Source organism: Delftia acidovorans SPH-1 (assembly GCF_000018665.1).
In the GTDB taxonomy this organism is placed as follows: Bacteria; Pseudomonadota; Gammaproteobacteria; order Burkholderiales; family Burkholderiaceae_C; genus Comamonas; species Comamonas acidovorans.
The window spans coordinates 102,932-124,567 of the sequence record NC_010002.1 but is presented as its reverse complement, the minus strand read 5'-3'; the positions used below and the strand labels follow the sequence as shown (position 1 = coordinate 124,567).

The 21,636-nt window shown below is 68.8% G+C and carries 18 protein-coding genes and 2 pseudogenes; 19 read left to right on the top strand and 1 reads right to left on the bottom strand.

The features are described 5' to 3' along the window. The first annotated feature begins 261 nt into the window (after positions 1-261). The gene (locus DACI_RS00565) at positions 262-2,127 is read left to right on the top strand and encodes a phosphoenolpyruvate carboxykinase (GTP) (protein WP_012202053.1); all 1,866 of its coding nucleotides are present in this window, start codon (positions 262-264) and stop codon (positions 2,125-2,127) included. A gap of 141 nt (positions 2,128-2,268) precedes the next feature. Here the strand turns inward: DACI_RS00565 and DACI_RS00560 are convergent, their stop codons facing one another. Next, positions 2,269-2,688 (bottom strand): hypothetical protein, encoded by a 420-nt coding sequence (locus DACI_RS00560; RefSeq protein WP_012202052.1) that lies wholly within the window; start codon positions 2,686-2,688, stop codon positions 2,269-2,271. A gap of 141 nt (positions 2,689-2,829) precedes the next feature. Between DACI_RS00560 and DACI_RS00555 the strand changes: the two genes are divergently transcribed. The 18 genes and pseudogenes from DACI_RS00555 (at position 2,830) to DACI_RS00470 (ending at position 21,582) form a co-directional block, all read left to right on the top strand. Beyond that, complete coding sequence (locus DACI_RS00555; protein ID WP_012202051.1) at positions 2,830-3,789, top strand: LysR family transcriptional regulator; 960 nt, start codon at positions 2,830-2,832, stop codon at positions 3,787-3,789. 48 nt (positions 3,790-3,837) lie between these two features. After that, complete coding sequence (locus tag DACI_RS00550) at positions 3,838-4,737, top strand: metallophosphoesterase (RefSeq protein ID WP_012202050.1); 900 nt, start codon at positions 3,838-3,840, stop codon at positions 4,735-4,737. Positions 4,738-4,800: 63 nt separating this feature from the next. Further along, complete coding sequence (locus DACI_RS00545; RefSeq protein ID WP_012202049.1) at positions 4,801-5,223, top strand: universal stress protein; 423 nt, start codon at positions 4,801-4,803, stop codon at positions 5,221-5,223. A 209-nt stretch (positions 5,224-5,432) separates the two neighbouring features. Continuing rightward, positions 5,433-9,104: a fibronectin type III domain-containing protein gene (locus DACI_RS00540; protein ID WP_225971017.1), complete on the top strand. Its 3,672-nt coding sequence runs from the start codon at positions 5,433-5,435 to the stop codon at positions 9,102-9,104. A 173-nt stretch (positions 9,105-9,277) separates the two neighbouring features. Then, a complete protein-coding gene (locus DACI_RS00535) occupies positions 9,278-9,958 on the top strand; it encodes a fumarylacetoacetate hydrolase family protein (RefSeq protein WP_012202047.1) in 681 nt (226 codons plus the stop codon). Continuing rightward, on the top strand, positions 9,955-10,716 hold the full coding sequence (locus DACI_RS00530) for a fumarylacetoacetate hydrolase family protein (protein WP_012202046.1): 762 nt from the start codon (positions 9,955-9,957) through the stop codon (positions 10,714-10,716). Before DACI_RS00535 ends, DACI_RS00530 begins: the two co-directional genes overlap by 4 nt. A gap of 28 nt (positions 10,717-10,744) precedes the next feature. Then, positions 10,745-12,202, top strand: coding sequence for a 5-carboxymethyl-2-hydroxymuconate semialdehyde dehydrogenase (hpaE, locus tag DACI_RS00525; protein ID WP_012202045.1), 1,458 nt, complete (start codon positions 10,745-10,747; stop codon positions 12,200-12,202). 42 nt (positions 12,203-12,244) lie between these two features. Next, positions 12,245-13,240 (top strand): annotated as a pseudogene (locus DACI_RS00520) (tripartite tricarboxylate transporter substrate binding protein); the annotation flags it as partial. 20 nt (positions 13,241-13,260) lie between these two features. Continuing rightward, the gene (locus DACI_RS00515; protein ID WP_012202043.1) at positions 13,261-13,587 is read left to right on the top strand and encodes an aromatic ring-opening dioxygenase subunit LigA; all 327 of its coding nucleotides are present in this window, start codon (positions 13,261-13,263) and stop codon (positions 13,585-13,587) included. Between the two features lies 1 nt (position 13,588). After that, positions 13,589-14,407 carry a DODA-type extradiol aromatic ring-opening family dioxygenase gene (locus DACI_RS00510; protein ID WP_012202042.1) on the top strand — a complete coding sequence of 273 codons (819 nt, stop codon included), beginning with the start codon at positions 13,589-13,591 and terminating at the stop codon, positions 14,405-14,407. Next, positions 14,408-14,842 carry a 5-carboxymethyl-2-hydroxymuconate Delta-isomerase gene (locus tag DACI_RS00505; protein WP_012202041.1) on the top strand — a complete coding sequence of 145 codons (435 nt, stop codon included), beginning with the start codon at positions 14,408-14,410 and terminating at the stop codon, positions 14,840-14,842. A 1-nt stretch (position 14,843) separates the two neighbouring features. After that, positions 14,844-15,677, top strand: a complete 834-nt coding sequence (gene hpaH, locus DACI_RS00500; protein WP_012202040.1) for a 2-oxo-hept-4-ene-1,7-dioate hydratase — start codon at positions 14,844-14,846, stop codon at positions 15,675-15,677. Positions 15,678-15,722: 45 nt separating this feature from the next. Further along, positions 15,723-17,177 (top strand): NAD-dependent succinate-semialdehyde dehydrogenase, encoded by a 1,455-nt coding sequence (locus DACI_RS00495; protein WP_012202039.1) that lies wholly within the window; start codon positions 15,723-15,725, stop codon positions 17,175-17,177. Positions 17,178-17,195: 18 nt separating this feature from the next. Continuing rightward, complete coding sequence (locus DACI_RS00490; protein WP_012202038.1) at positions 17,196-18,017, top strand: aldolase/citrate lyase family protein; 822 nt, start codon at positions 17,196-17,198, stop codon at positions 18,015-18,017. 86 nt (positions 18,018-18,103) lie between these two features. After that, positions 18,104-18,592, top strand: coding sequence for a homoprotocatechuate degradation operon regulator HpaR (hpaR, locus tag DACI_RS00485; RefSeq protein ID WP_016447335.1), 489 nt, complete (start codon positions 18,104-18,106; stop codon positions 18,590-18,592). A 44-nt stretch (positions 18,593-18,636) separates the two neighbouring features. Further along, complete coding sequence (locus DACI_RS00480; RefSeq protein WP_012202036.1) at positions 18,637-19,272, top strand: 3'-5' exonuclease; 636 nt, start codon at positions 18,637-18,639, stop codon at positions 19,270-19,272. Positions 19,273-19,462: 190 nt separating this feature from the next. Beyond that, on the top strand, positions 19,463-19,966 hold the full coding sequence (locus DACI_RS00475; protein ID WP_012202035.1) for a flavin reductase family protein: 504 nt from the start codon (positions 19,463-19,465) through the stop codon (positions 19,964-19,966). Positions 19,967-20,176: 210 nt separating this feature from the next. Then, positions 20,177-21,582 (top strand): annotated as a pseudogene (locus tag DACI_RS00470) (amino acid permease). The last annotated feature ends 54 nt before the right edge of the window (positions 21,583-21,636 follow it).

The window sequence follows — 21,636 nt, the reverse complement described above, 5'->3', positions numbered from 1 at the left end:
GGCAAATCAAACATCCATATTGCATACTTTGATGCATAGAATGCATAGTTTTTGCCATTCGTTTGCTGACAAATTCGTGACCGCTCCCTAGAATCGAATCCCCAGCCGGTGCGCCGCCAGCTTCCGCCAGCGCCGCCTCGCCGCCCCGAGAAGAGCTTCCTTCGCGCGCCGACTGAACGAGAGCCCGTTTCTCAAAGTTGGCGCGGCAACAGGCGCGTCCCCTTTGAAAAACTGGTTTTTTCAATTGAAGGAAGCTCCGCGATGAACGCACCCGTCATGCAAGGCCTGAACATCCAGGCCCCTGCCTACGTCAAGAACAGCCGCCTGATCGCCTGGGTGGCCGAGATGGCCGCACTGTGCAAGCCCGCCAAGATCCATTGGTGCGACGGCTCCCAGGAAGAGTACGAGCAGCTGTGCCAGCAGCTCGTCGATGCCGGCACCTTCAAGAAGCTCGATCCCGTCAAGCGCCCCGGCAGCTACCTGGCCTGGTCCGACCCGTCCGACGTGGCACGCGTCGAGGACCGCACCTACATCTGCTCGGCCAACAAGGAAGATGCGGGCCCGACCAACAACTGGATGGCCCCGAACGAGATGCGCGCCACGCTGCAGCCGCTGTTCGACGGCTGCATGGCCGGCCGCACCATGTATGTGGTGCCTTTCTCCATGGGCCCGCTGGGCTCGCCCATCGCCCACGTGGGCGTGGAGCTGTCCGACAGCGCCTACGTGGCCGTCAACATGAAGATCATGACCCGCATGGGCCGTGCCGTGTATGACGTGATCGGCGTGGAAGGCGAGTTCGTTCCCTGCGTGCACACCGTGGGCGCGCCCCTGGCCGAAGGCGAGAAGGACCAGACCAGCTGGCCCTGCAACAAGACCAAGTACATCGTCCACTACCCCGAGACGCGCGAAATCTGGAGCTATGGCTCGGGCTACGGCGGCAACGCCCTGCTGGGCAAGAAGTGCTTTGCGCTGCGCATCGCCTCCACCATGGGCCGCGACCAGGGCTGGCTGGCCGAGCACATGCTCATCCTGGGCGTGACCAGCCCCCAGGGCAAGAAGTACCACGTGGCTGCGGCCTTCCCCAGCGCCTGCGGCAAGACCAATTTCTCGATGCTGGTGCCGCCCAAGGTCTTCGAAGGCTGGAAGGTCACCACCATCGGCGACGACATCGCCTGGATCAAGCCCCAGGCCGACGGCTCGCTGCGCGCCATCAACCCCGAAGCCGGCTACTTCGGCGTGGCCCCGGGCACGAACTACCACACCAACCCCAACTGCATGGCCAGCCTCGACAAGAACGTGATCTTCACGAACGTCGCGCTGACCGATGACAACGACGTGTGGTGGGAAGGCATGGACAAGGACACCGGCAAGCAGCCCGATCACCTGATCGACTGGCAAGGCAAGGACTGGACGCCCCAGATCGCCCGCGAGACCGGCGCCAAGGCCGCCCACCCCAATGCCCGCTTCACCGTGGCCGCGACCAACAACCCCGCGCTGGACGAAGCCTGGGACGATCCCAAGGGCGTGAAGATCGACGCCATCATCTTCGGCGGCCGCCGCTCCACCACCGTGCCGCTGGTGACCGAGGCCCGCAACTGGACCGAAGGCGTCTACATGGCCGCCACCATGGGTTCGGAAACCACGGCCGCCGCCTTCGGCGCCCAGGGCGTGGTGCGCCGCGACCCCTTCGCCATGCTGCCGTTTGCCGGCTACAACATGAGCGACTATTTCCAGCACTGGCTCACGCTGGGCGCCAAGATCGAAGGCCAGGGCGCCGTCCTGCCCAAGATCTTCACCACCAACTGGTTCCGCAAGAACGCCGACGGCAAGTTCGTCTGGCCCGGCTACGGCGAGAACATGCGCGTGCTGAAGTGGATGATCGACCGCCTCGAAGGCCAGGCACAGGGCGAGCAGACAGCCTTCGGCATTGCGCCCCAGTACGCCGAGATCAACTGGACCGGCCTGGACTTCTCCGCAGACCAGTTCGCCAGCGTGACCAGCATCGACAAGGCCGCCTGGGCCGAGGAAATGCAGCTGCACACCGAGCACTTCGACAAGCTGGCCCACAAGCTGCCCCAGGAGCTGCTGGTGACCAAGGCCGAACTAGAAAAGCGCTTGGCGGCCTGATCCGGCGCCAGCCCATGGAAAAAGCCTCGCACTGCGAGGCTTTTTTGTGGCGTTTCAACGACGCCCCCAGACAACAAAAAAGCCGCGCCTTGTGGGCAGCGGCTTTTTTGGAGGAGCGCCGCAAGGCGCCCCAGGCAGAGATCAGTTGCCTTGACGATCCATGGCGCGGGCCAGGTCGGCCATCAGGCGGGCGTCCTGCAGGGCGGCGTTCCAGATGCGCTCGTCAGCGGCGGCCTGCTGGCGGCTTTCGGTCCAGGCGCGGTAGCCGGCGCGGGCCGTCATGGCAGCGCGGCGGGCGGGAGCGGAGAACAGGGCCAGGCCCATGAAGGCGGCAACCCACAGCACCACCCAGGCGCCCAGCATGTGGCCGTCGGTCCAGTTGTGGGCGACCTCGTTGACCACCACCATCAGCGCGGCCACCAGGGCAGCGAGCAGCAGGGCGCTGGCGCCACGCTTGCCGGAGAAACGCTTGGCAGCGCTCTTGCGGTCATCGGCGGCTTGATAGACATGCACCACACCAGGGTGCTCGACACAGTAGGAGTTGTAAATGAAGTTGCTCATGGCAGATAAACCCAGTTAAATAGCCGCTTTTGACGGCGTGGCGGGCGACTAGGTGTAACTATAGGGTTTACCCTAGAGCTCTTCAAATTTATATCTTGAATCTGTAGCATTCACGCCAGTGATGACTCAGCGCCCGCCGCCATGTCTGCCCTGAACTTCCGCACACTGGATCTGAACCTGCTGCGCGTCTTCGACGAGGTGATGGCAGAGCGCAGCCTGACGCGGGCGGCCCACAAGCTGGCCATCACCCAGCCGGCCGTGAGCAACGCCCTGCGACGCCTGCGCGAGGCCCTGGGCGACGAGCTCCTGGTGCGCCAGGGCCAGGGCGTGGAGCCCACGCCGCGCGCGCTGGCGCTGTGGCCCGTGATCCGCGAGGCGCTGCAGCAACTGCAGGACACGCTGACGCCAGGCGAATTCCACCCTTCCACCGCCACCGCCACCTTTGTGCTGGCCATGGCCGACGCCACGGCCGCCACGCTGATCCCGCCCATGTTCAGCCTGCTGGAGCGCGAGGCGCCCGGCGTGGGCATCCGCGTGCTGCCGCTGACCACGCGCGACCCGCGCGGCCTGCTGGAGGCCGGCGAGGCCGACATGGCCGTGGGCTACTTCCCCGCAGCGCTGGCCGACCTGACGGCGCGCGCGCAGTCGGGCGCCCTGGTGGCCTTCGACAGCCGGCGCCTGTATGAAGGCGAGTACCTGTGCGTGATGCGCCAGGGCCATCCGCTGGCCGATGTGCCGCTGACGCTGGACAACTACTGCGCGGCGCGCCACATGCTGGTGAGCTTCTCGGGCCGCTCCTTCGGTTTCATCGACGAGGCCCTGGCCTCGCTGGGCCGCACGCGCCAGGTGGTGCTCACCGTCAACCAGTTCTTCACGGCCGGGCGCGTGGTCATGAACTCCAACCTGCTGACCATCCTGCCGCGCCACTTCGTGCCCGTGACCGGCATGGCCGACAAGCTGGTGCTGCGCGAGCTGCCCTTCGACGTGCAGCCCGTGCATGTGGATGCGCTGTGGCGCCGGCGCGGCCAGCATCCGCAGGCCTACGACTGGCTGCTGCGCACGCTCACGCGCTCGGCCGAAGCCACCTTCCCGCACACCTGAGAGCGTGTTGCGGGGGCGCGCGCCAGCGCAGGTTCTACACTTGGCCGCATGAAGATCCAGCTGCTGTCCGACCTGCACCTCGAGGCCCATCCGCATTTCATCGCCGAGCCCGCACCCGATGCCGACGTGCTGGTGCTGGCCGGCGACATAGGCTCCTACCAAAGCGGCAGCCTGCTGCAAGGCGAGCACTTCGGGCTGGAGCGCTTCTCTCCCCTGCCCCAGTACGCGGGCTGGCCCTGCCCCGTGATCTTCGTGCCGGGCAACCATGAGTACGACATGCAGGACTTCGACGCCGCCCATGCCCGCCTGCGCGCCGCCTGCGAGCGCATGGGCATGGTCTGGCTGGAGCGCGAGACCGCCGTGCTGGGCGGCGTGCGCTTCGTGGGCACCACGCTGTGGAGCGACTACGACGCCATGTCCATGCACGAAGGCGTGACCGATCTGGCCCGGCTGCTCAAGCTGCGCGAGAAGGCCTTCCGCGCCGCCAACTTCTACCTGCACAAGACCGGCGGCACGCGCGGCGGCGAGCCCTTCCTGGCCGAGCCCATGCGCGAGCAGTCGCTGGTCTGCCAGCAATGGCTGCGCCAGGCGCTGGCCCGGCCTTTCGACGGCCCCACGGTGGCCGTCACGCACTTCGCGCCCAGCCTGCGCAGCGCCGATCCGCGCTATGGCCTGGTGCCCGGCACGGCCGGCTTTTGCAATGTGCTCGACGATCTGCTGCCCTTTGCCGATCTGTGGCTGCACGGCCACCTGCATTCGCCCAGCGACTATGTGGCCGAGGGCCTGCGCGACGATGGCAGCGCCTGGCGATGTCGCGTGGTGGCCAACCCGCTGGGCTATGCACGCAAGGGCGAGCAGGAGGGCTTTTTCCCGCGCTCTACCATCGAGTTGCCGGCGCACGTGACCGCAGGGGCGGCAGAGGTGGCAGATGCGCCGGTCCGCGCTTGACCTGGATCAAGCACTCCATCCCGGCTTGGGCTTAGTCTTGGGCCATACCAAAGGAGGACTTTCATGAACATCCTGCTCGCAGTCGATGGCAGCCCCTACACCCAGAAGATGCTGGCCTATCTGACCTCGCACCCCGAGATCCTGGGCTCCGCCCACAGCTACAGCGCCATCACTGTCCAGCCCCAGCTGCCGGCCCGCGCGCGCGCCGCCCTGGGCAAGGAGGTGGTGGACGAGTACTACGCCGAGGAATCGACCAAGGTGCTGGACCCCGTGTGCAGCTACCTGGCCGAACACGGCGTGCAGGCCACGCGCCTGAGCAAGGTGGGCCCGGTCGCCGACTCCATCATCAAGGCCGCCGAGGAAGGCAAGTTCGACCTGCTGGTCATGGGCACGCATGGCCATGGCGCGCTGGGCCGCCTGGTCATGGGCTCGGTCAGCACCCAGGTGCTTGCCGGCAGCCAGGTGCCAGTGCTGCTGATCCGCTGATCCGCTGCACCGTGGACATGCGGCGCCCATAACCAGAAAAAGCAAAGCGCAGGCTTCACGGCGCAATGAACCAAAGACGGCTCCCGCGCGGGAGCCGTCTTTTTTGCATGGCAGCTTGCCGCCGTCGTGCATGGCCTGCCGTCACCGGGCTGTCACAGCCGCCTTTTACAGTCGCGCGATTTGTCACACAGGGGATGGTGAGCATGCGCATGGATACTTTGGATTGGCGGCACAAGGCGATTGCAACGGCCTGCCTGGCCCTGTGTGGCGCTGCATGGTCCGCGCCCTTCACCCCGGGCAACCTGGTGGCCTACCGCGTGGGCACAGGCACGGGCGCCCTGCCTGTGTACCTGGACGAGTACCGCGTGGACGGCACCCTGGTCCAATCGCTGCCGCTGTCAGGCGGTGCAACGCCGCTGACGGCCAGCAGCAAGGGCTCGGAAGGCCTGCTCAACCGCTCGGACAATGGCCTGTGTCTGGTGGTTCCCGGCTATGCCGTGGCCACCGGTGGCACCGAGCCCAACGGCGTCACGGCAGCGGCGGCCCAGCGCGCCGTGGCCGTGGTGGGGTTCGACTCCGACGTGAAAAGCCTGCGCCCGCTCGGCACCACGGCTTTCAGCAAGGACACCATCCGCGGTGCAGCCAGCAGCGACTGCGGCGCCGTCTGGGCCAGCGGCAAGGGTACGGCCACGGCCAACAATGGCGTCTGGCACGTGGCTGCAGACGGCACGGGCATCTCCCAACTGAACAGCAGCAATGTCCAGGGCCTGGCGGTCGCCGGCGGCCAGTTGATCGCCGCCATCAACGGCGGCTCGCTCAACCAGATCGGCACGAATTTGCCGACCACGGGCATCCAGACGGCCCTGCCCCTGGCGGGCCTGACGCCCTCCACCTACCGCGGCATCGCCTTCCTGCAACTCGATGGCGGCCCCGCCCTGGCGAACACCGTCTACGTGGCGGACAACGATGCCGGCGCCATCCGGAAATTCCGCCTCTCGATGGACGGCACCAGCTGGCAGCCCGCAGGCTCCATTGCCGGCCTGTCCAAGGTCCACGGCTTGGCCGCCTTCGATACCGGCGGCGGCAATGTGATGCTGATGGCCACCGACACCACGGGCCGCCTGTACCGCGCCTTCGATCACGGCGGCTACGCCGGCACGCTGTCGGGCACGGCCGAGTCCATCGCCGCGCCGCAGGGCGGCGTGTTCTATGGCGTGGCCTGGGCTCCGCTGGAGACCGTGCCGGCGACCGTGCCCGCCGCCCCCTCCAACCTGGCGGCCACCCCGGCCGGCAACCGCGTGACGGCCGCCTGGGACGCCGTGCCGGGCGCAGCCTACTACGTGGTGGAGCTGTCGCAGGACAGCTTTGCATCGGTAGCCTCCACGGCCGTGGCCCTGGGCAACAGCCAGGCGCTGGAAGGCCTGCAGCCCGGCAGCTATACGCTGCGCGTGCGCGCCGTCAACGGCCTCGGCGGGAGCACGGCTGCAGTGAGCGTGCCTTTCATGGCCTCGGCCCCGCCGACGGCCTCGCTGCCCGAACTGACCGCGTTTTCCGGCGTGGTCGGCGACGCCAACGACCCGCTGGCCTCGGCAGGCATCGGCTTCACGGTGCAGGATGCGGGGGGCGCTGGCGGCGTACAGGTCACTGCGCGTTCGAGCAACCAGGCCGTGGTGGCCGACGCCGGCCTGGCCGCGTCCAACCAGGCCGGCAACGCCGTGCTCAGGATCACGCCCACCGGCGTGGGCTATGCCGACATCACCGTCACGCTGACCAACGCGGGCGGCGCCTCCGTCAGCCGCACCATCAAGTACGCGGCCTCGGCCAACACCGCGGCCAACACCAGCCCGCGCTGGCTGGCCGGGCGCTCGGACGCATCGACGGCCATCGTCATCGATGCCGCCACCATGCTTGTGGGCGACGACGAGGCGCCTGCCCAGGATGCCTCGGGCAATGCGCTGCCGGCCGGCAACTCCTTCTCGGCCTATGGCCCGGCCGGCGGGCTGCCCATCAAGCCGCTGATGCTGGACAGGACCGCCCTGGGCCTGGCCGATGCCGCCGCCTGCACCGCCCCCGGCCTCACGGGCCTGGACAGCTGCAAGAGCGACGAGGAAATGGACATCGAGGCCAGCTTTGCCCTGGGCAGCCGCGTGTACGTGGCGGGCTCGCACTCCAACAACAAGAGCGGCAAGTCGCGCACCGACCGCTGGCGCCTGGCGGCGATGGATGTGACCGGCTCCGGCGCCTCCACGGCACTGACCACACGAGGCTACTACCGCTGGCTGCGCGAGGACCTGCGCAGCTGGGACGCGGCCGCGCATGACGGCCTTGCCGCCAACTACCTGGGCCTGGTGGCCAGCTCGGACGGCGGCGCCACCAAGGCGCCCGAGGCCGAGACGATGAGCGGCTTTTCCATCGAAGGCATGTCCACCAGCCCCGACGACGGCGCCGCATGGCTGGGCTTTCGCGCGCCGCTGGTGCCGGCACCGGGCGCGTCGGCCGTCACGGCCGACGACGCCACGGGCCGCACGCATGCGCTGATCGTGCCCGTGACCAACTTCGCGGCCCTGCCTGCGGCCGATGGCGGCAGCAAGGGCAGCGCCATCATGGGCCAGCCGATCCGCCTGGACCTGGGCGGCCGAGGCATCCGCGAAATCCGCAAGAACGCGGCCGGCGAGTACCTGATCATTGCCGGTCCCTCGGCCAGCGCCACGGGCACCGCGCCGCGCAACTTCCAGCTCTATTCCTGGGATGGCCGCGTGAACGGCGCAGGCCTGGCCCTGAACCTGCGCCCGCGCGCTGCCGACCTGGCCGCCATTACCGTGCCCAATACCGCCTGCTCGGCCGAAGGCATAGGCGCCATGCCGGCCAGCCTGGACGCAGGCGGCAGCGTGGACATCATCAGCGACTGCGGCGATGCCGATTTCTACGGCGATGGCACCGCGGCCAAGGACCTGCCCTATGCCGCCTGGAAAAAGGCGCGCCTGGACAGCCTGGCGGTGCCGGCGCTATCTACCGTGGCCCTGACCGCCCAGGCCGTGGACCAGACATCGGCCGTGGTCCAGGCCACCCCCAGCATGGGCGGCAGCCTGCGCGCCGTGGCCCTGCCTGCCAACGCCCCCGTCCCCAGTTGGGAACAGGTCATGGCCGGCCTGGATGCCGCCGGCCTGCCGGCCCCTGCCAGCAATACGGTCAGCACCGCAGCCGGCACGGCCGCCACGCTGTCCTTCACGGGCCTGGACCCCGCCGTGAGCTACCGCGTGCATGCGGTCAACCTGCCGGCATCGGGCACGGCCAGCGCGCCGGCTGTGCTGGCGCTGAGCAAGCCAGTGCCCATCGGCACGCAGATCGGCACGGGCAGCAATACGGCGGGCGTGAGCAACGGCACCGGCAACGTGGGTGCAGACCAGTGGCAGTTCGCCTCGAACTCGGCAGGCTTTCAGCCCGCGCCCTCGCAAAGCCCGCTGCCGGGCGACCTGCGCCTGCCCTATGGCAGCCTGAGCTTCGTGCTCATGGGCGGCACGCCGGGCTCCATGGCCACCATCCGCATGGACCTGCCTGAAGCCGCACCCGCCCAGGCCACGCTCTGGAAGTACGGCCCCACGGCCGCCACGCCCACGGCGCACTGGTATGAGCTGAGCGCCTCGGCCTACCGCTTCGCACCCGACCGCCGCTCGGTGAGCTTCGACATCACCGACGGGCAGACGGGAGACAGCGACCTGACCGTCAACGGCGTCATCGTGGACCCCGTGGCGGTGGCCGCGCCTGCGGCCCTGCCGCCCGGCGCCACGGCCACCCCCGTGCCCGGCCTGTCCACACTGGCCCAGGCGCTGCTGGCGCTGGTCCTGGGCGGCATGGCCGCACTGCGCCGCCGCCGCGGCTGACGCCAGCACCGGCCAGCCACCGCCAGCACCGGCAGCTCCCGGTACCCCCTTCAAGCCCCTGCACGGTTCGCCGCGCAGGGGCTTTTTGCTGCGGCCTGGGAAAACCCTGAATCCACCGTGTTGACGGGGCTTGTTGCAAAAACAATAATTACCACGTTAACTAAATCCACACCATGCAGATTCAGCCCTTTCTCCTGGATGACGGCCTTGCGCTGGGCACGGTCTACGGCACGCTGCTCAACCAGCAGGCCACCGTGCAGCGCCTGTCGCCGCAGTTCGACAGCGCGCCCTACAAGGCCGCTCCGCGCGCCCCCGTGCTCTACCTCAAGCCGCGCAACACCTGGGCACGCGATGGCGCTGCGGTGGCCGTGCCGGCCGATCCGGGCGAGGTCCGCGTCGATGCCAGCATCGGCCTGGTGATCGGCCGCAGCGCCACGCGCGTCAGCGAAGCAACGGCCCTGGACCATGTGGCCGGCTGGCTGATCGCCAGCGACCTCACGCTGCCGCACGAGAACTACTACCGCCCCGCCATCCGCCAGCGCTGCCGCGACGGTTTCTGCCCGCTGGGCGCTCTCGTTCGCGGCACAGGCTTTGACGCACAGGCGGCCACGCTCACGGTGTCCATCAATGGTGAACAGGTCTGGCAGCGCGGCTTTGCCGACCTGGTGCGCTCGCCCGCAAGGCTGCTGGCCGACGTGACCGAATTCATGACGCTGTCGCCCGGCGACGTGCTGCTGCTGGGCCCGGGCGAGGGCGCGCCGCTGGCGCGGCCCGGGGACCGCGTGGTCATCGAGGTGCCCGGCCTGGGCCGGCTCACGCATTCGGTGGTGGCAGAACAGGGAGCAGCAGCATGAAGCACGGACGCGTCATCTTCGAAGGACAGACCCTGCAGGTCACCGAAGGCCCGCACGGACAGGTGCAGTTGCCCGATGGCCGCCTGGTGGCGGAGACCGCCGTGCAGTGGCTGCCGCCGCTGCAGTTCGGCACGGTCTTCGCGCTGGGCCTGAACTATGCGGACCATGCCAAGGAAATCGCCTTCAACAAGGCGCCCGAGGAACCGCTGGTCTTCCTCAAGGGCCCGAACACGCTGAACGGCCACCACGGCCGCACGTACCGGCCCGCCGACGTGGCCTACATGCACTTCGAGTGCGAGCTGGGCGTGGTCATAGGCAAGACCTGCCGCAACGTGCGCCGCGAGGATGCCTACAGCGTGATCGCCGGCTACTGCACGGCCAACGACTACGCCATACGCGACTACCTGGAGAACTTCTACCGGCCCAACCTGCGCGTGAAGAACCGCGACGGCGCCACGCCCGTGGGCCCGTGGTTCGTCGATGCGGCCGATGTGCCCGACCCCATGAACCTGCGTCTGCGCAGCTGGGTCAACGGCGAGCTCAAGCAGGACGGCAGCACGCGCGACATGGTGCATGACATCCCCTCGCTGATCGCCCACCTGTCGGGCTTCATGACCCTGAACCCCGGCGACCTCATCCTCACCGGCACGCCCGACGGCGTGGCCGACTCCCGCGTGGGCGACGAGATCGTCACCGAGATCGAAGGCCTGGGCCGCCTGGTCAACACCATCGTCGGCGACGCGCCGGCCGCCTCCTGAAACCCATCGCACACGCCAAGGAATCCCCATGCGCATTGACCACCTGATCGACGGCAAGGCCGTCGCCGGCAAGGACTATTTCGAGACCGTCAACCCCGCCACCCAGGAGGTGCTGGCCGAGGTCGCCGCTGGCGGCGAGGCCGAGGTGCAGGCCGCCGTTGCCGCCGCGAAGAACGCCTTCCCGAAATGGGCCAACACGCCTGCCACCGAACGCGCCAAGCTCGTGCGCAAGCTGGGCGACCTGATCGCCCGCCATGTGCCCGAGATCGCGCAGACCGAGACCAACGACTGTGGCCAGGTCATCGCCCAGACGGGCAAGCAGCTGGTGCCGCGCGCGGCCGACAACTTCTACTACTTTGCCGAGATGTGCACGCGCGTGGACGGCCACACCTATCCCACGCCCACGCACCTGAACTACACCCTGTTCCACCCCGTGGGCGTGTGCGCGCTGATCTCGCCCTGGAACGTGCCCTTCATGACGGCCACCTGGAAGGTGGCGCCCTGCCTGGCCTTCGGCAACACGGCCGTGCTCAAGATGAGCGAGCTGTCGCCCATGACGGCCGCGCGCCTGGGCGAGCTGGCGCTGGAGGCCGGCATTCCGCCCGGCGTGCTCAACCTGGTGCACGGCTACGGCAAGGACGCGGGCGAGCCCCTGGTGCGCCACCGCGATGTGCGCGCCGTCTCGTTCACGGGCTCGACCCAGACCGGCAACCGCATCGTGCAGGCCGCCGGCCTCAAGAAGTTCAGCATGGAGCTGGGCGGCAAGAGCCCTTTCGTGATCTTTGACGACGCCGACTTCGAGCGCGCGCTGGATGCGGCCGTGTTCATGATCTTCTCCAACAACGGCGAGCGCTGCACGGCCGGCAGCCGCATCCTGGTGCAAAAGGGCATCTATGCGAAGTTCGTGGACCGCTTCGTGGAGCGCGCCAGGAAGATCACCGTGGGCGACCCGCTGGAGGAATCCACCATCGTCGGCCCCATGATCAGCGCCAGCCACCTGGCCAAGGTGCGCCACTACATCGAACTGGGCCAGAAGGAAGGCGCCAGCATGCTGTGCGGCGGCCTGGATGCGCCCGTGCTGCCCGAGCGCGTGCGCAAGGGCAACTATGTGCTGCCCACGGTGTTTGCCGACGTGGACAACCGCATGCAGATCGCCCAGGACGAGATCTTCGGCCCCGTGGCCTGCATCATCCCCTTCAGCGACGAGGCCGAGGCCGTGCGCCTGGCCAACGACATCCAGTACGGCCTGTCCAGCTACGTCTGGACCGAGAGCGTGGGCCGCGCCCACCGCGTGGCCGCCGCCATCGAGGCCGGCATGTGCTTCGTCAACAGCCAGAACGTGCGCGACCTGCGCCAGCCCTTCGGCGGCACCAAGGCCTCGGGCACGGGCCGCGAGGGCGGCAGCTGGAGCTACGAGGTCTTCTGCGAGCCCAAGAACGTGGCCGTATCGCTGGGCTCGCACCATATTCCGCACTGGGGCGTCTGAACGGGCGACCAGCGACAACGACAAAGAGAACCGAGGAGACAAGACATGCAACGCCGCCATTTCCTGCAATCCACCGCAGCCACCACGGCCGCAGCGCTGATGCTCCCGGGCCTTTCCCAGGCCCAGCCCGGTAGCCCGGCCGGCACCTGGCCTGCAAAACCGCTGCGCATCATCGTGCCCTTCACGCCGGGCGGCACCACCGACCTGGTGGCGCGCCTGGTGGGCACCGAGCTGGGCAAGTCCCTGGGCCAGCCTGTGATCGTGGAGAACAAGCCCGGCGCGGGCACGGTGATCGGCGTGGACTATGTGTCCAAGCAGCCGGCCGACGGCTACACCCTGGTGTGCGTGGCCAACAGCTTCACGGCCAACAAGACGCTGGTGAAGAACCTGCCCTACGACACCACGCGCGACCTCAAGCCCGTGGCGCTGATGGGCCTGTCCGAGCATGTGCTGGCCACCCACCCGGGCAGCGGCCTGAAGACGCTGGCCGACCTGCGCAGCCGCGCCAAGGCCAGGCCCGGCGAGCTCAGCTATGCCTCGTTCGGCAACGGCACCTCGGCCCATCTGTCGGGCGCGCTGCTGTGCCAGGAGATGGGCATCGACATGGTCCACATCCCCTACAAGGGCCAGGGCCCGGCGCTGGCCGACCTGCTGGGCGGCCAGGTGGACGTGATGTTCGGCAACTGGCCCGAGTTCCGTGGCCATGTGCAAAGCGGCAAGCTGGTGGCACTGGGCATGGCCACGCGCCAGCGCTCGCAGTTCGCTCCCCAGGTGCCCACGCTGGCCGAGCAGGGCGTGGCGCTGGAATCCAACTCCTGGCAGGGGCTGCTGGCACCCGGCGCCACGCCCGATGCGCTGGTGCAGCGCATCAACGCCGCCGTGGTCAAGGCCCTGGCCGAGCCCGCCGTGGTGGACGCCTTCGCGCGCGGCGGCATCGTCTCGCAGGCCGGCACGGCGCAGCAGTTCGCAGCCTTCGTCACCAGCGAAATCGCCAAGTACGAAGCCATCATCCGCCGCGCCAACATCACGCTGGGCTGAGGCAGACACCGGGAGCCGCCATGAGCCTGTACACCATGCAGAAATTCCTGTTCCAGCTCAACCGCGAGCCCGAGGTGCAGCGGCGCTTTGCCGAGGACCGCGCCGCGCTGCTGGCCGAGTACGCGCTGGAGCCCGAGGAGTACGAAGCCATGTTCCATGGCGACATCGGCAAGCTCTACGTGCTGGGCTGCAACGGCCAGCTGCTGATGCACTTCGCGCCGCTGCTGGGCATGCCCTGGGCCGACTACCTGCAGGCCATGCGCGACGGCGTGCAAAAGCACGGACCGGTGCGCGCGGGCGTCTACGCGATGACGACAGCCACCAACGAAAAGATCGCAGGAGTTTGAGATGAGTCTGGTATTTGCAGGCGTTTGCAGCCACGCGCCCGGCATCACGGGCCGCGCACACCTGGCCGATCCGGCCACCAGGGATGCCTTCCATGCCGCCTTCCGCGACATGGGCGCACGGCTGGAGGCGGCGCGGCCCGATGCCGTGATCGTCATCGCGGCCGAGCACTTCGCCAACTTCTTCATGAACAACATGCCGGCCTATGCCATCGGCATGGCCGACCACTACGAAGGACCCATCGAGGACCCGGCCTGGCTGGGCATAGAGCGCCACCGCATCCCCGGCAATGCCGAGCTGTCGCGGCGCCTGATCACCGAGGTCATGCAGACCGTGGACGTGGCCTTTGCCGAGGAGTGGAAGTTCGACCACGGCATCATGGTCCCGCTGCACTTTCTGACGCCGGCCTATGACAAGGACATCATCCCCGTCAACATCAACTGCCAGGGCCCGCCGCTGACGCCGCTGCACCGCGCCTGGGCCTTTGGCGAGGCCCTGCGCCGCGCCTGCGACAAGGCGCCCGAGCGCATCGCCATCGTGGGCACGGGCGGCATCTCGCACTGGCCGGCCACGCCCGACTCGGGCAAGGTCAACTGGGAATGGGACCAGCAGTTCATGGACCGCTGGTGCCGCAACGACCGGGACGCGCTGCTGTCGTACACCGACGCCGAGACCTACCGCGACGGCGGCCAGGGCGGCTTCGAGATCCGCAGCTTCATCGCCGTGGCCGCCGCCGCGCGCGGCGCGGGCCAGGTGCTGTACTGCCAGCCCATTCCCATCTTCGCCGTGAGCTGCACGGCCGCCACCATGGAGGTGGCCTGAATGCCGCACGTGGTCATCCTCTACACGGCCAGCCTGGACGCGCACACCGACATGACGCAGCTGTGCCGCGCCCTGGCCGACACCATGCTCACCGTGCGTGCCGAAGACGGCGCCCAGGTCTTTCCCACGGGCGGCACGCGCGTGCTGGCCTACCCCGCGCCGCACAGCGCCGTGGCCGATGGCGGGGCTGCAGGCCGTGCGGCCGGCGGCGATGGCGACTACGGCTTCATCTACATCAACCTGCGCATGGGCCGGGGCCGCTCGGCCGCCGTGCAGCAGCAGGCAGGCGACGCCCTGCTGGCCTGCGCGCGCCGCCATCTGCAGCCGCTGTTCGCGCAGCGCCACCTGGGCCTGACCGTGCAGGTCGATGAAAGCCCGGGCCAGGTCTACGACGGCAAGCACAGCACCCTTCATCCTCTCTTTTCCAGGCCTTGAAATGTTTTCCCAAGAACTGTTGACCCAACTGGCCCAGGAGCTCGACCGCAGCGAGAAGACGCGCGTGCAGGTCGAGCATTTCTCCAAGCGCTTTCCCGGCATGACCGTGGAGGATGGCTACCGCGTCTCGCGCGAATGGGTGCGTCTGCAGATCGCGGCGGGGCGCAAGGTGATCGGCCACAAGATCGGCCTGACCTCGCGCGCCATGCAGATATCGAGCCAGATCGACGAGCCCGACTACGGCACCCTGCTCGACAGCATGCTCTACCGCTGCACGCCGGGCCAGGTGCTGGACATCCCGGCCGCCCACTTCATCGCGCCGCGCGTGGAGGTGGAGCTGGCCTTCGTGCTCAAGGCGCCGCTGCGCGGCCCCGGCCTGCCCGGCGGCAGGGAGATCACGCTGCAGGACGTGCTGGACGCCACCGACCATGTGACGCCGGCCATCGAGATCATCGACGCGCGCATCGAGCAGTTCGACCGCCACACCAAGGCCATGCGCAAGGTCTACGACACCATCAGCGACAACGCGGCCAATGCGGGCATCGTGGTCGGCGCCGGGCAGGCTGTTCCCGGGGTGCTTGACCTGCCCTGGTGCGGCGCCATACTGCGCTGCAACGGGGTGGTCGAGGAGACCGGCCTGGCTGCCGGCGTGCAGGGCCATCCCGCCATCGGCGTGGCCTGGCTGGCCAACAAGCTCTCGCCTTGGGGCGAGGCCCTGGAGGCCGGCCAGACCGTGCTGGCCGGCTCGTTCACGCGCCCCGTGGCGGCCAAGCCTGGCGACCTGTTCGATGCCGACTACGGCCCGCTGGGCCGCCTGCAATTCCGTTTTGTCTAGGCGCCGTCGTCCCGACGCCTGCCCCGCCCCTATTGGAGATTTCCCATGCCGCTTGCACTGCGCGACCCCAGCCTGCTCAAGAACCTCTGCCTGATCGACGGCCAATGGCTGGCCGCCGACGATGGCAGCCGCATCGACGTCCACAACCCCGCCACGGGCGAAGCCGTCGGCCATGTGCCCCGCATGGGCGAGGCCGAGACGCAGCGCGCCATCGCCGCCGCCGAGCGCGCCTTCGCCCTCTGGAAGCAGCAGACCGCCGAGGCCCGCGCGCGCCTGTTGCAGCGCTGGTTCGAGCTGATGATGGAGAACCAGGAAGACCTGGCCCTGATCATGACCAGCGAGCAGGGCAAGCCCCTGGCCGAGTCGCGCGGCGAGATCGCCTACGCGGCCTCCTACGTGCAGTGGTTTGCCGAGGAAGCGCGCCGCATCTACGGCTCCACCGTGCCCGCGCCCTGGGCCGACAAGCGCATCATCGTGACCAAGGAGCCCGTGGGGGTCTGCGCCGCGATCACGCCCTGGAACTTCCCGGCCGCCATGATCACGCGCAAGGTCGCGCCGGCCCTGGCGGCGGGCTGCACCATCATCGTCAAGCCCGCGCAGCAGACACCGCTGTCGGCCCTGGCCATGGCTGAGCTGGCCCAGCGCGCCGGCATTCCCGAGGGCGTGTTCAGCGTGATCACGGGCTCCTCGCGCGCCATCGGCGGCGTGCTCACGGCCAGCATGGCCGTGCGCAAGCTGACCTTCACGGGCTCCACCGAAGTGGGCCGCGTGCTGGCCGAGCAATGCGCGCCCACGCTCAAGAAGATGTCGCTGGAGCTGGGCGGCAACGCGCCCTTCATCGTCTTCGACGACGCGGACCTCGATGCCGCCGTCGAAGGCGCCATGGCCTCCAAGTACCGCAACACCGGCCAGACCTGCGTGTGCGCCAACCGCCTGCTGGTGCAGGACGGCGTGTACGACGCCTTCATGGCCAGGCTCAAGGTCGCCGTGCAGGCCCTCAAGGTGGGCAACGGGCTGGAGGCCGGCGTGGGCCAGGGCCCGCTGATCGACCAGGCCGCCGTGGACAAGGTCGAGGAACTGGTGGCCGACGCCGTGAAGAACGGCGCCGAGGTCGTGCTGGGCGGCAAGCGCCACGCGCTGGGCGGCACCTTCTACGAGCCCACCATCCTGGCCAACGCCACGGACCGCATGCGCATCGCCAGGGAAGAGGTCTTCGGCCCCGTGGCGCCCGTGTTCCGCTTCAAGACCGAGGAAGAGGCCATCCGCATGGCCAACGACACCGAGTACGGCCTGGCTGCCTACTTCTACGCCCGCGACGTGGGCCGCGTGTGGCGCGTGGGCGAGGCGCTGGAGTACGGCATGGTGGGCATCAACAGCGGCATCATCAGCACGGCCGTGGCGCCGTTTGGCGGCGTCAAGCAGTCGGGCATGGGCCGCGAGGGCGGCGCCGCCGGCATAGAGGAATACCTGAGCACCAAGTACCTGTGCATGGGCCACTGAGGCCCGGACAATCACACCATGCAGACACCTGTGAACCGCTTCAAGGCCGCCATTGCGGCCGACCAACCCCAGATCGGCCTGTGGCTGGGCCTGGCCGACGCCTATTCGGCGGAAATCTGCGCGGGCGCCGGCTTCGACTGGCTCCTGATCGACGGCGAGCATTCGCCCAACGACACGCGCACCCTGCTGGCGCAGCTGCAGGCCATCGCGGCCTATCCCGACAGCCATGCCATTGCCCGCGTGCCCATGGGACACGGCGAGGTCGGCGAGATGCTGATCAAGCAGTACCTGGACATCGGCGTGCAGACCCTGCTCGTGCCCATGGTGGACACGGCCGAGCAGGCCGCACGCATCGTGCGCGCCGCGCGCTATCCGCAGGCCGACGGCCAGGGCGGCATCCGCGGCATGGGCGGCGCACGCGCATCGGCCTGGGGCCGGCGCGCCAACTACGCCCATGAAGCCAACGCCCAGGTCTGCGTGCTGGTGCAGGTGGAGACACGCCAGGCGCTGGCCCACCTGGACGCCATTGCCGCCACCGAGGGCGTGGACGGCGTCTTCATCGGCCCGGCCGACCTGTCGGCCTCCATGGGCCACATCGGCAACCCCGGACACCCCGAGGTGCAGGAGGCGATTGCCGACGCCATCGCGCGCATACGCCGCGCCGGCAAGGCGCCCGGCATCCTCACGCCCAACGAGGCCCTGGCGCGCAAGTACCTGGAGCTGGGCTGCACCTTCACGGCCGTGGGCCTGGACACCAGCGTGCTGGTGCAGGCCACCAGCGCGCTGGCTGCGCGCTTCAAGCAGGCAGCGGCCCCCGCGCCGAAAAGCCAGACCTATTGAGGCCCCGGCCTGACAAGGCGCCCGCAACGCCGCTCCGGGGAGGGAGCGGCGGCTGCATAGAATCCAGCCGACAGATGCTGCCGAACATGCCCCAGACCACGACCTCTTTTGCCCCCGAGCCGCTGCGCGCCTTCTCGCGCTCCCTGCCCATGGCGCTGCTGCGCGCCCGCGAGTCGGTCATGGTGCGCTTTCGGCCCATGCTGCGCGCCCATGGCCTGACCGAACAGCAGTGGCGCGTGCTGCGCGCCATGGCGGCGGTCACGCACAGGCTGCGGCCCATGGAGCTGTCGCAGGCCACCTACATCAGCATGCCCAGCCTCTCGCGCCTGCTCAAGACGCTGGAAGGCCGGCAGCTGGTGGAGCGCTCGCGCCACGCCAGCGACATGCGCGGCGCCGAGTTCGAGCTCACGGCGGCCGGCCACGCCATCGTGGCCGAGATCGCGCCGCATTCCTCCGAGACCTATGCCGAGATCGAGCGCCTAGTGGGCCATGAAGAGATCGAGCAGCTCTACGCCCTGCTCGACCAGGTCGTGCAGCGCCTGGGCGCGGCCGACGGCAGCCAGGCCGAGGAATAGCCGCCCCGGCATGCCGGTCGGGCACTGCCGGGCACAATCGCCCCATGCCGCAGCCGATTGCCGTCATCGACTTTGAAACCACGGGCATGGCGCCCGCCCAGGGCGCGCGTGCCACCGAGGTCGCCATCGTGCTGATCGAGGGCGGCCAGGTGGTGGACCGCTTCCAGAGCCTGATGCGCACGGGCGCCTGGATACCGCCCTTCATCACGCGGCTGACCGGCATCACCAATGCCATGGTCGCCGCTGCGCCGCCCGCCGAGGAGGTGATGCGCGATGCCGCCCGCTTCGTTGGCAGCGCCCCCATGGTGGCGCACAACGCGGCCTTCGACAGCAAGTTCTGGCAGTCCGAACTGGCCCTGGCCGGCGAGGCCGCGCCCCAGCCCTTTGCATGCACCGTGCTGCTGTCGCGCCGCATCTACCCGGAGGCGCCCAGCCACAGCCTGAGCCGGCTCACCGCCCACCTGGGCCTGCCCGTGGCCGAGCGTGCCCACCGGGCGCTGGCCGATGCCGAGATGGCCGCCGCCCTGCTGGCGCGCATGCAGCAGGACCTGTGCCTGCGCCACGCGCTGGCCTGGCCCGAGCATGCGCTGCTGATGCAGCTGCAGCGCTGCACGCGGGCCCGCATGACGGCCTGGCTGAACGAGAACGCCGCGCCCGCCCAGATGAGCATGGCGCTGTGAGCCGGCGCCGCGCACACAGGGCAAAGACCTCCCTGGCAGAGGCCCCATCGGCCGCTTCTGCCGGCATCCGCACCCATAATGCAAGGTTGCTGCCCGGCTCCGGGCGCCCGTCCCAAACGCTGCAGCCCTGCTGCGGCCTTGCTGCCGCCTGGTTCTTGCACCCGTGAATTCCGCACTGCCTCCCGCCGCCATGGCCGCCCTGCCTCCACAGTCCCCGTTCTCGTCGCGCGAGTTCCGCGACGCGCTGGGCCAGTTCGCCACGGGCGTAACCATCGTCACCGCACGCAGCCCGCAGGGCCATCCGGTGGGCGTCACCGTGAGCTCGTTCAACTCCGTCTCGCTCACGCCGCCGCTGGTGCTGTGGAGCATGGCGCTGTCGGCGGCCTCGCTGCCCGTGTTCCAGCATTGCTCGCACTACGCCATCCACGTGCTGTCGGCCTCGCAAAAGCCCCTGGCCGAGCTGTTCGCGCGCAAGGGCGTGGACCGCTTCGCCAACACCGCCTGGCGCAGTTCGGCCCAGGGCGTGCCGCTGCTGTCCGAAGCCACCACCGTCTTCGAGTGCCGCAACCGCCATCGCCATGAAGAAGGCGACCATGTGATCTTCATCGGCGAGGTCGAGCAGTGCAGCCACCAGGCCGGCCACACGCCGCTGCTGTACCACGCAGGCCGCATGCACACGGGCGGCCTGGGCTGAGCCCGGGGCCTGCGGCAGCACTCCCGTCGCCTCTTTCGGCGCCTCCCCCATTCCCGTTTCTTCCCGCCTCCGGGTAATCCCCGGTCCGGGAAATCGGTGTCTGCGCATATTGTATATACAGGCTTATACATCTGATCGCAGACCCATCCACAGGCTGATGAAGCCTGTGGATGCGGCAGCCATTTCACCAATGACGGGGGGAGACAGCACATGAGTTCACCATCTGCAGGCAGCCTGCACCGAGGGCTGTCGGCCCGCCATATCCGCTTCATGGCACTGGGCTCGGCCATAGGCACGGGGCTGTTCTACGGCTCGGCCAAGGCCATACAGCAGGCGGGGCCCTCGGTGCTGATCGCCTACCTGCTGGCGGGCGCGGCGGTCTACATGGTGATGCGCGCGCTGGGCGAGATGGCCGTGCACAACCCCGTGCCCGGCTCCTTCGGCCAGTACGCCAGCGACTACCTGGGGCCGTTCGCCGGCTTCGTCACGGGCTGGACCTATACCTTCGAGATGGTCATCGTCTGCCTGGCGACGTCACGGCCTTCGGCATCTACATGGGGTTCTGGTTTCCCGAGGTGCCGCGCTGGATCTGGGTGCTGTCCATCGTCTGCTTCATCGGCGCGCTCAACCTGTGCTCGGTCAAGGTGTTCGGCGAGATGGAGTTCTGGCTGTCCCTGCTCAAGGTGGCGGCCATCATCGCCATGATCGGCGGCGGCCTGGGCATCATGGTGTTCGGCTTCGGCATGGCAGCCGACCAGGCACCCACCGGCGTGCAGAACCTGTGGGTGCACGGCGGCTTCATGCCCCATGGCGTCTCGGGGCTGATCGCCTCGCTGGCGGTGGTGGTGTTCGCCTTCGGGGGCATCGAGATCATCGGCATCTCGGCCGGCGAGGCCAAGGACCCGGCGCGCGTGATCCCGCGCGCCATCAACGCCGTGCCGCTGCGCATCCTGCTGTTCTACGTGCTCACGCTGTTCGTGCTGATGAGCATCTTCCCCTGGCCGCAGATCGGCAGCCAGGGCAGCCCCTTCGTGCAGATCTTCAGCGGCCTGGGCATTTCCTCGGCCGCCACCATTCTCAACATCGTGGTGATCTCGGCGGCCGTGTCGGCCATCAACAGCGACATCTTCGGCGCCGGCCGCATGCTCTACGGCATGGCGCACCAGGGTCAGGCCCCCGCCGGCTTCGGCCGCGTCTCGCGCCATGGCGTGCCCTGGATGACGGTGGTGGTGATGGCCGTGGCGCTGCTGGCCGGCGTGGTGCTGAACTACCTGATCCCCGAGGACGTGTTCCTGCTGATCGCCTCCATCGCCACCTTCGCCACGGTCTGGGTCTGGCTGATGATCCTGCTGTCGCAGTTCGCGGCGCGCCGCCGCATGAGCCCGCAGCAGGTGGCCGCGCTGAAGTTCCCGGTCCCGCTGTGGCCCGCCGCGCCGCTGGCGGCCATCGCCTTCATGCTGCTGGTGCTGGGCGTGCTCGGCTACTTCCCCCACACCCGTGCAGCCCTGGTCGTGGGCGGCCTGTGGATCGTGCTGCTGGGCGCTGCCTACCTGTTGTGGGTGCGCCCCGCCGCCGCGCGTGCGCAGAGCGAGGCCATGCTGCCTGCGGCGGAGTGAACTGCTGCAGGCCCCCGGGTGGACAATCGACTACCGTATCCAGAAAGCCCGGGC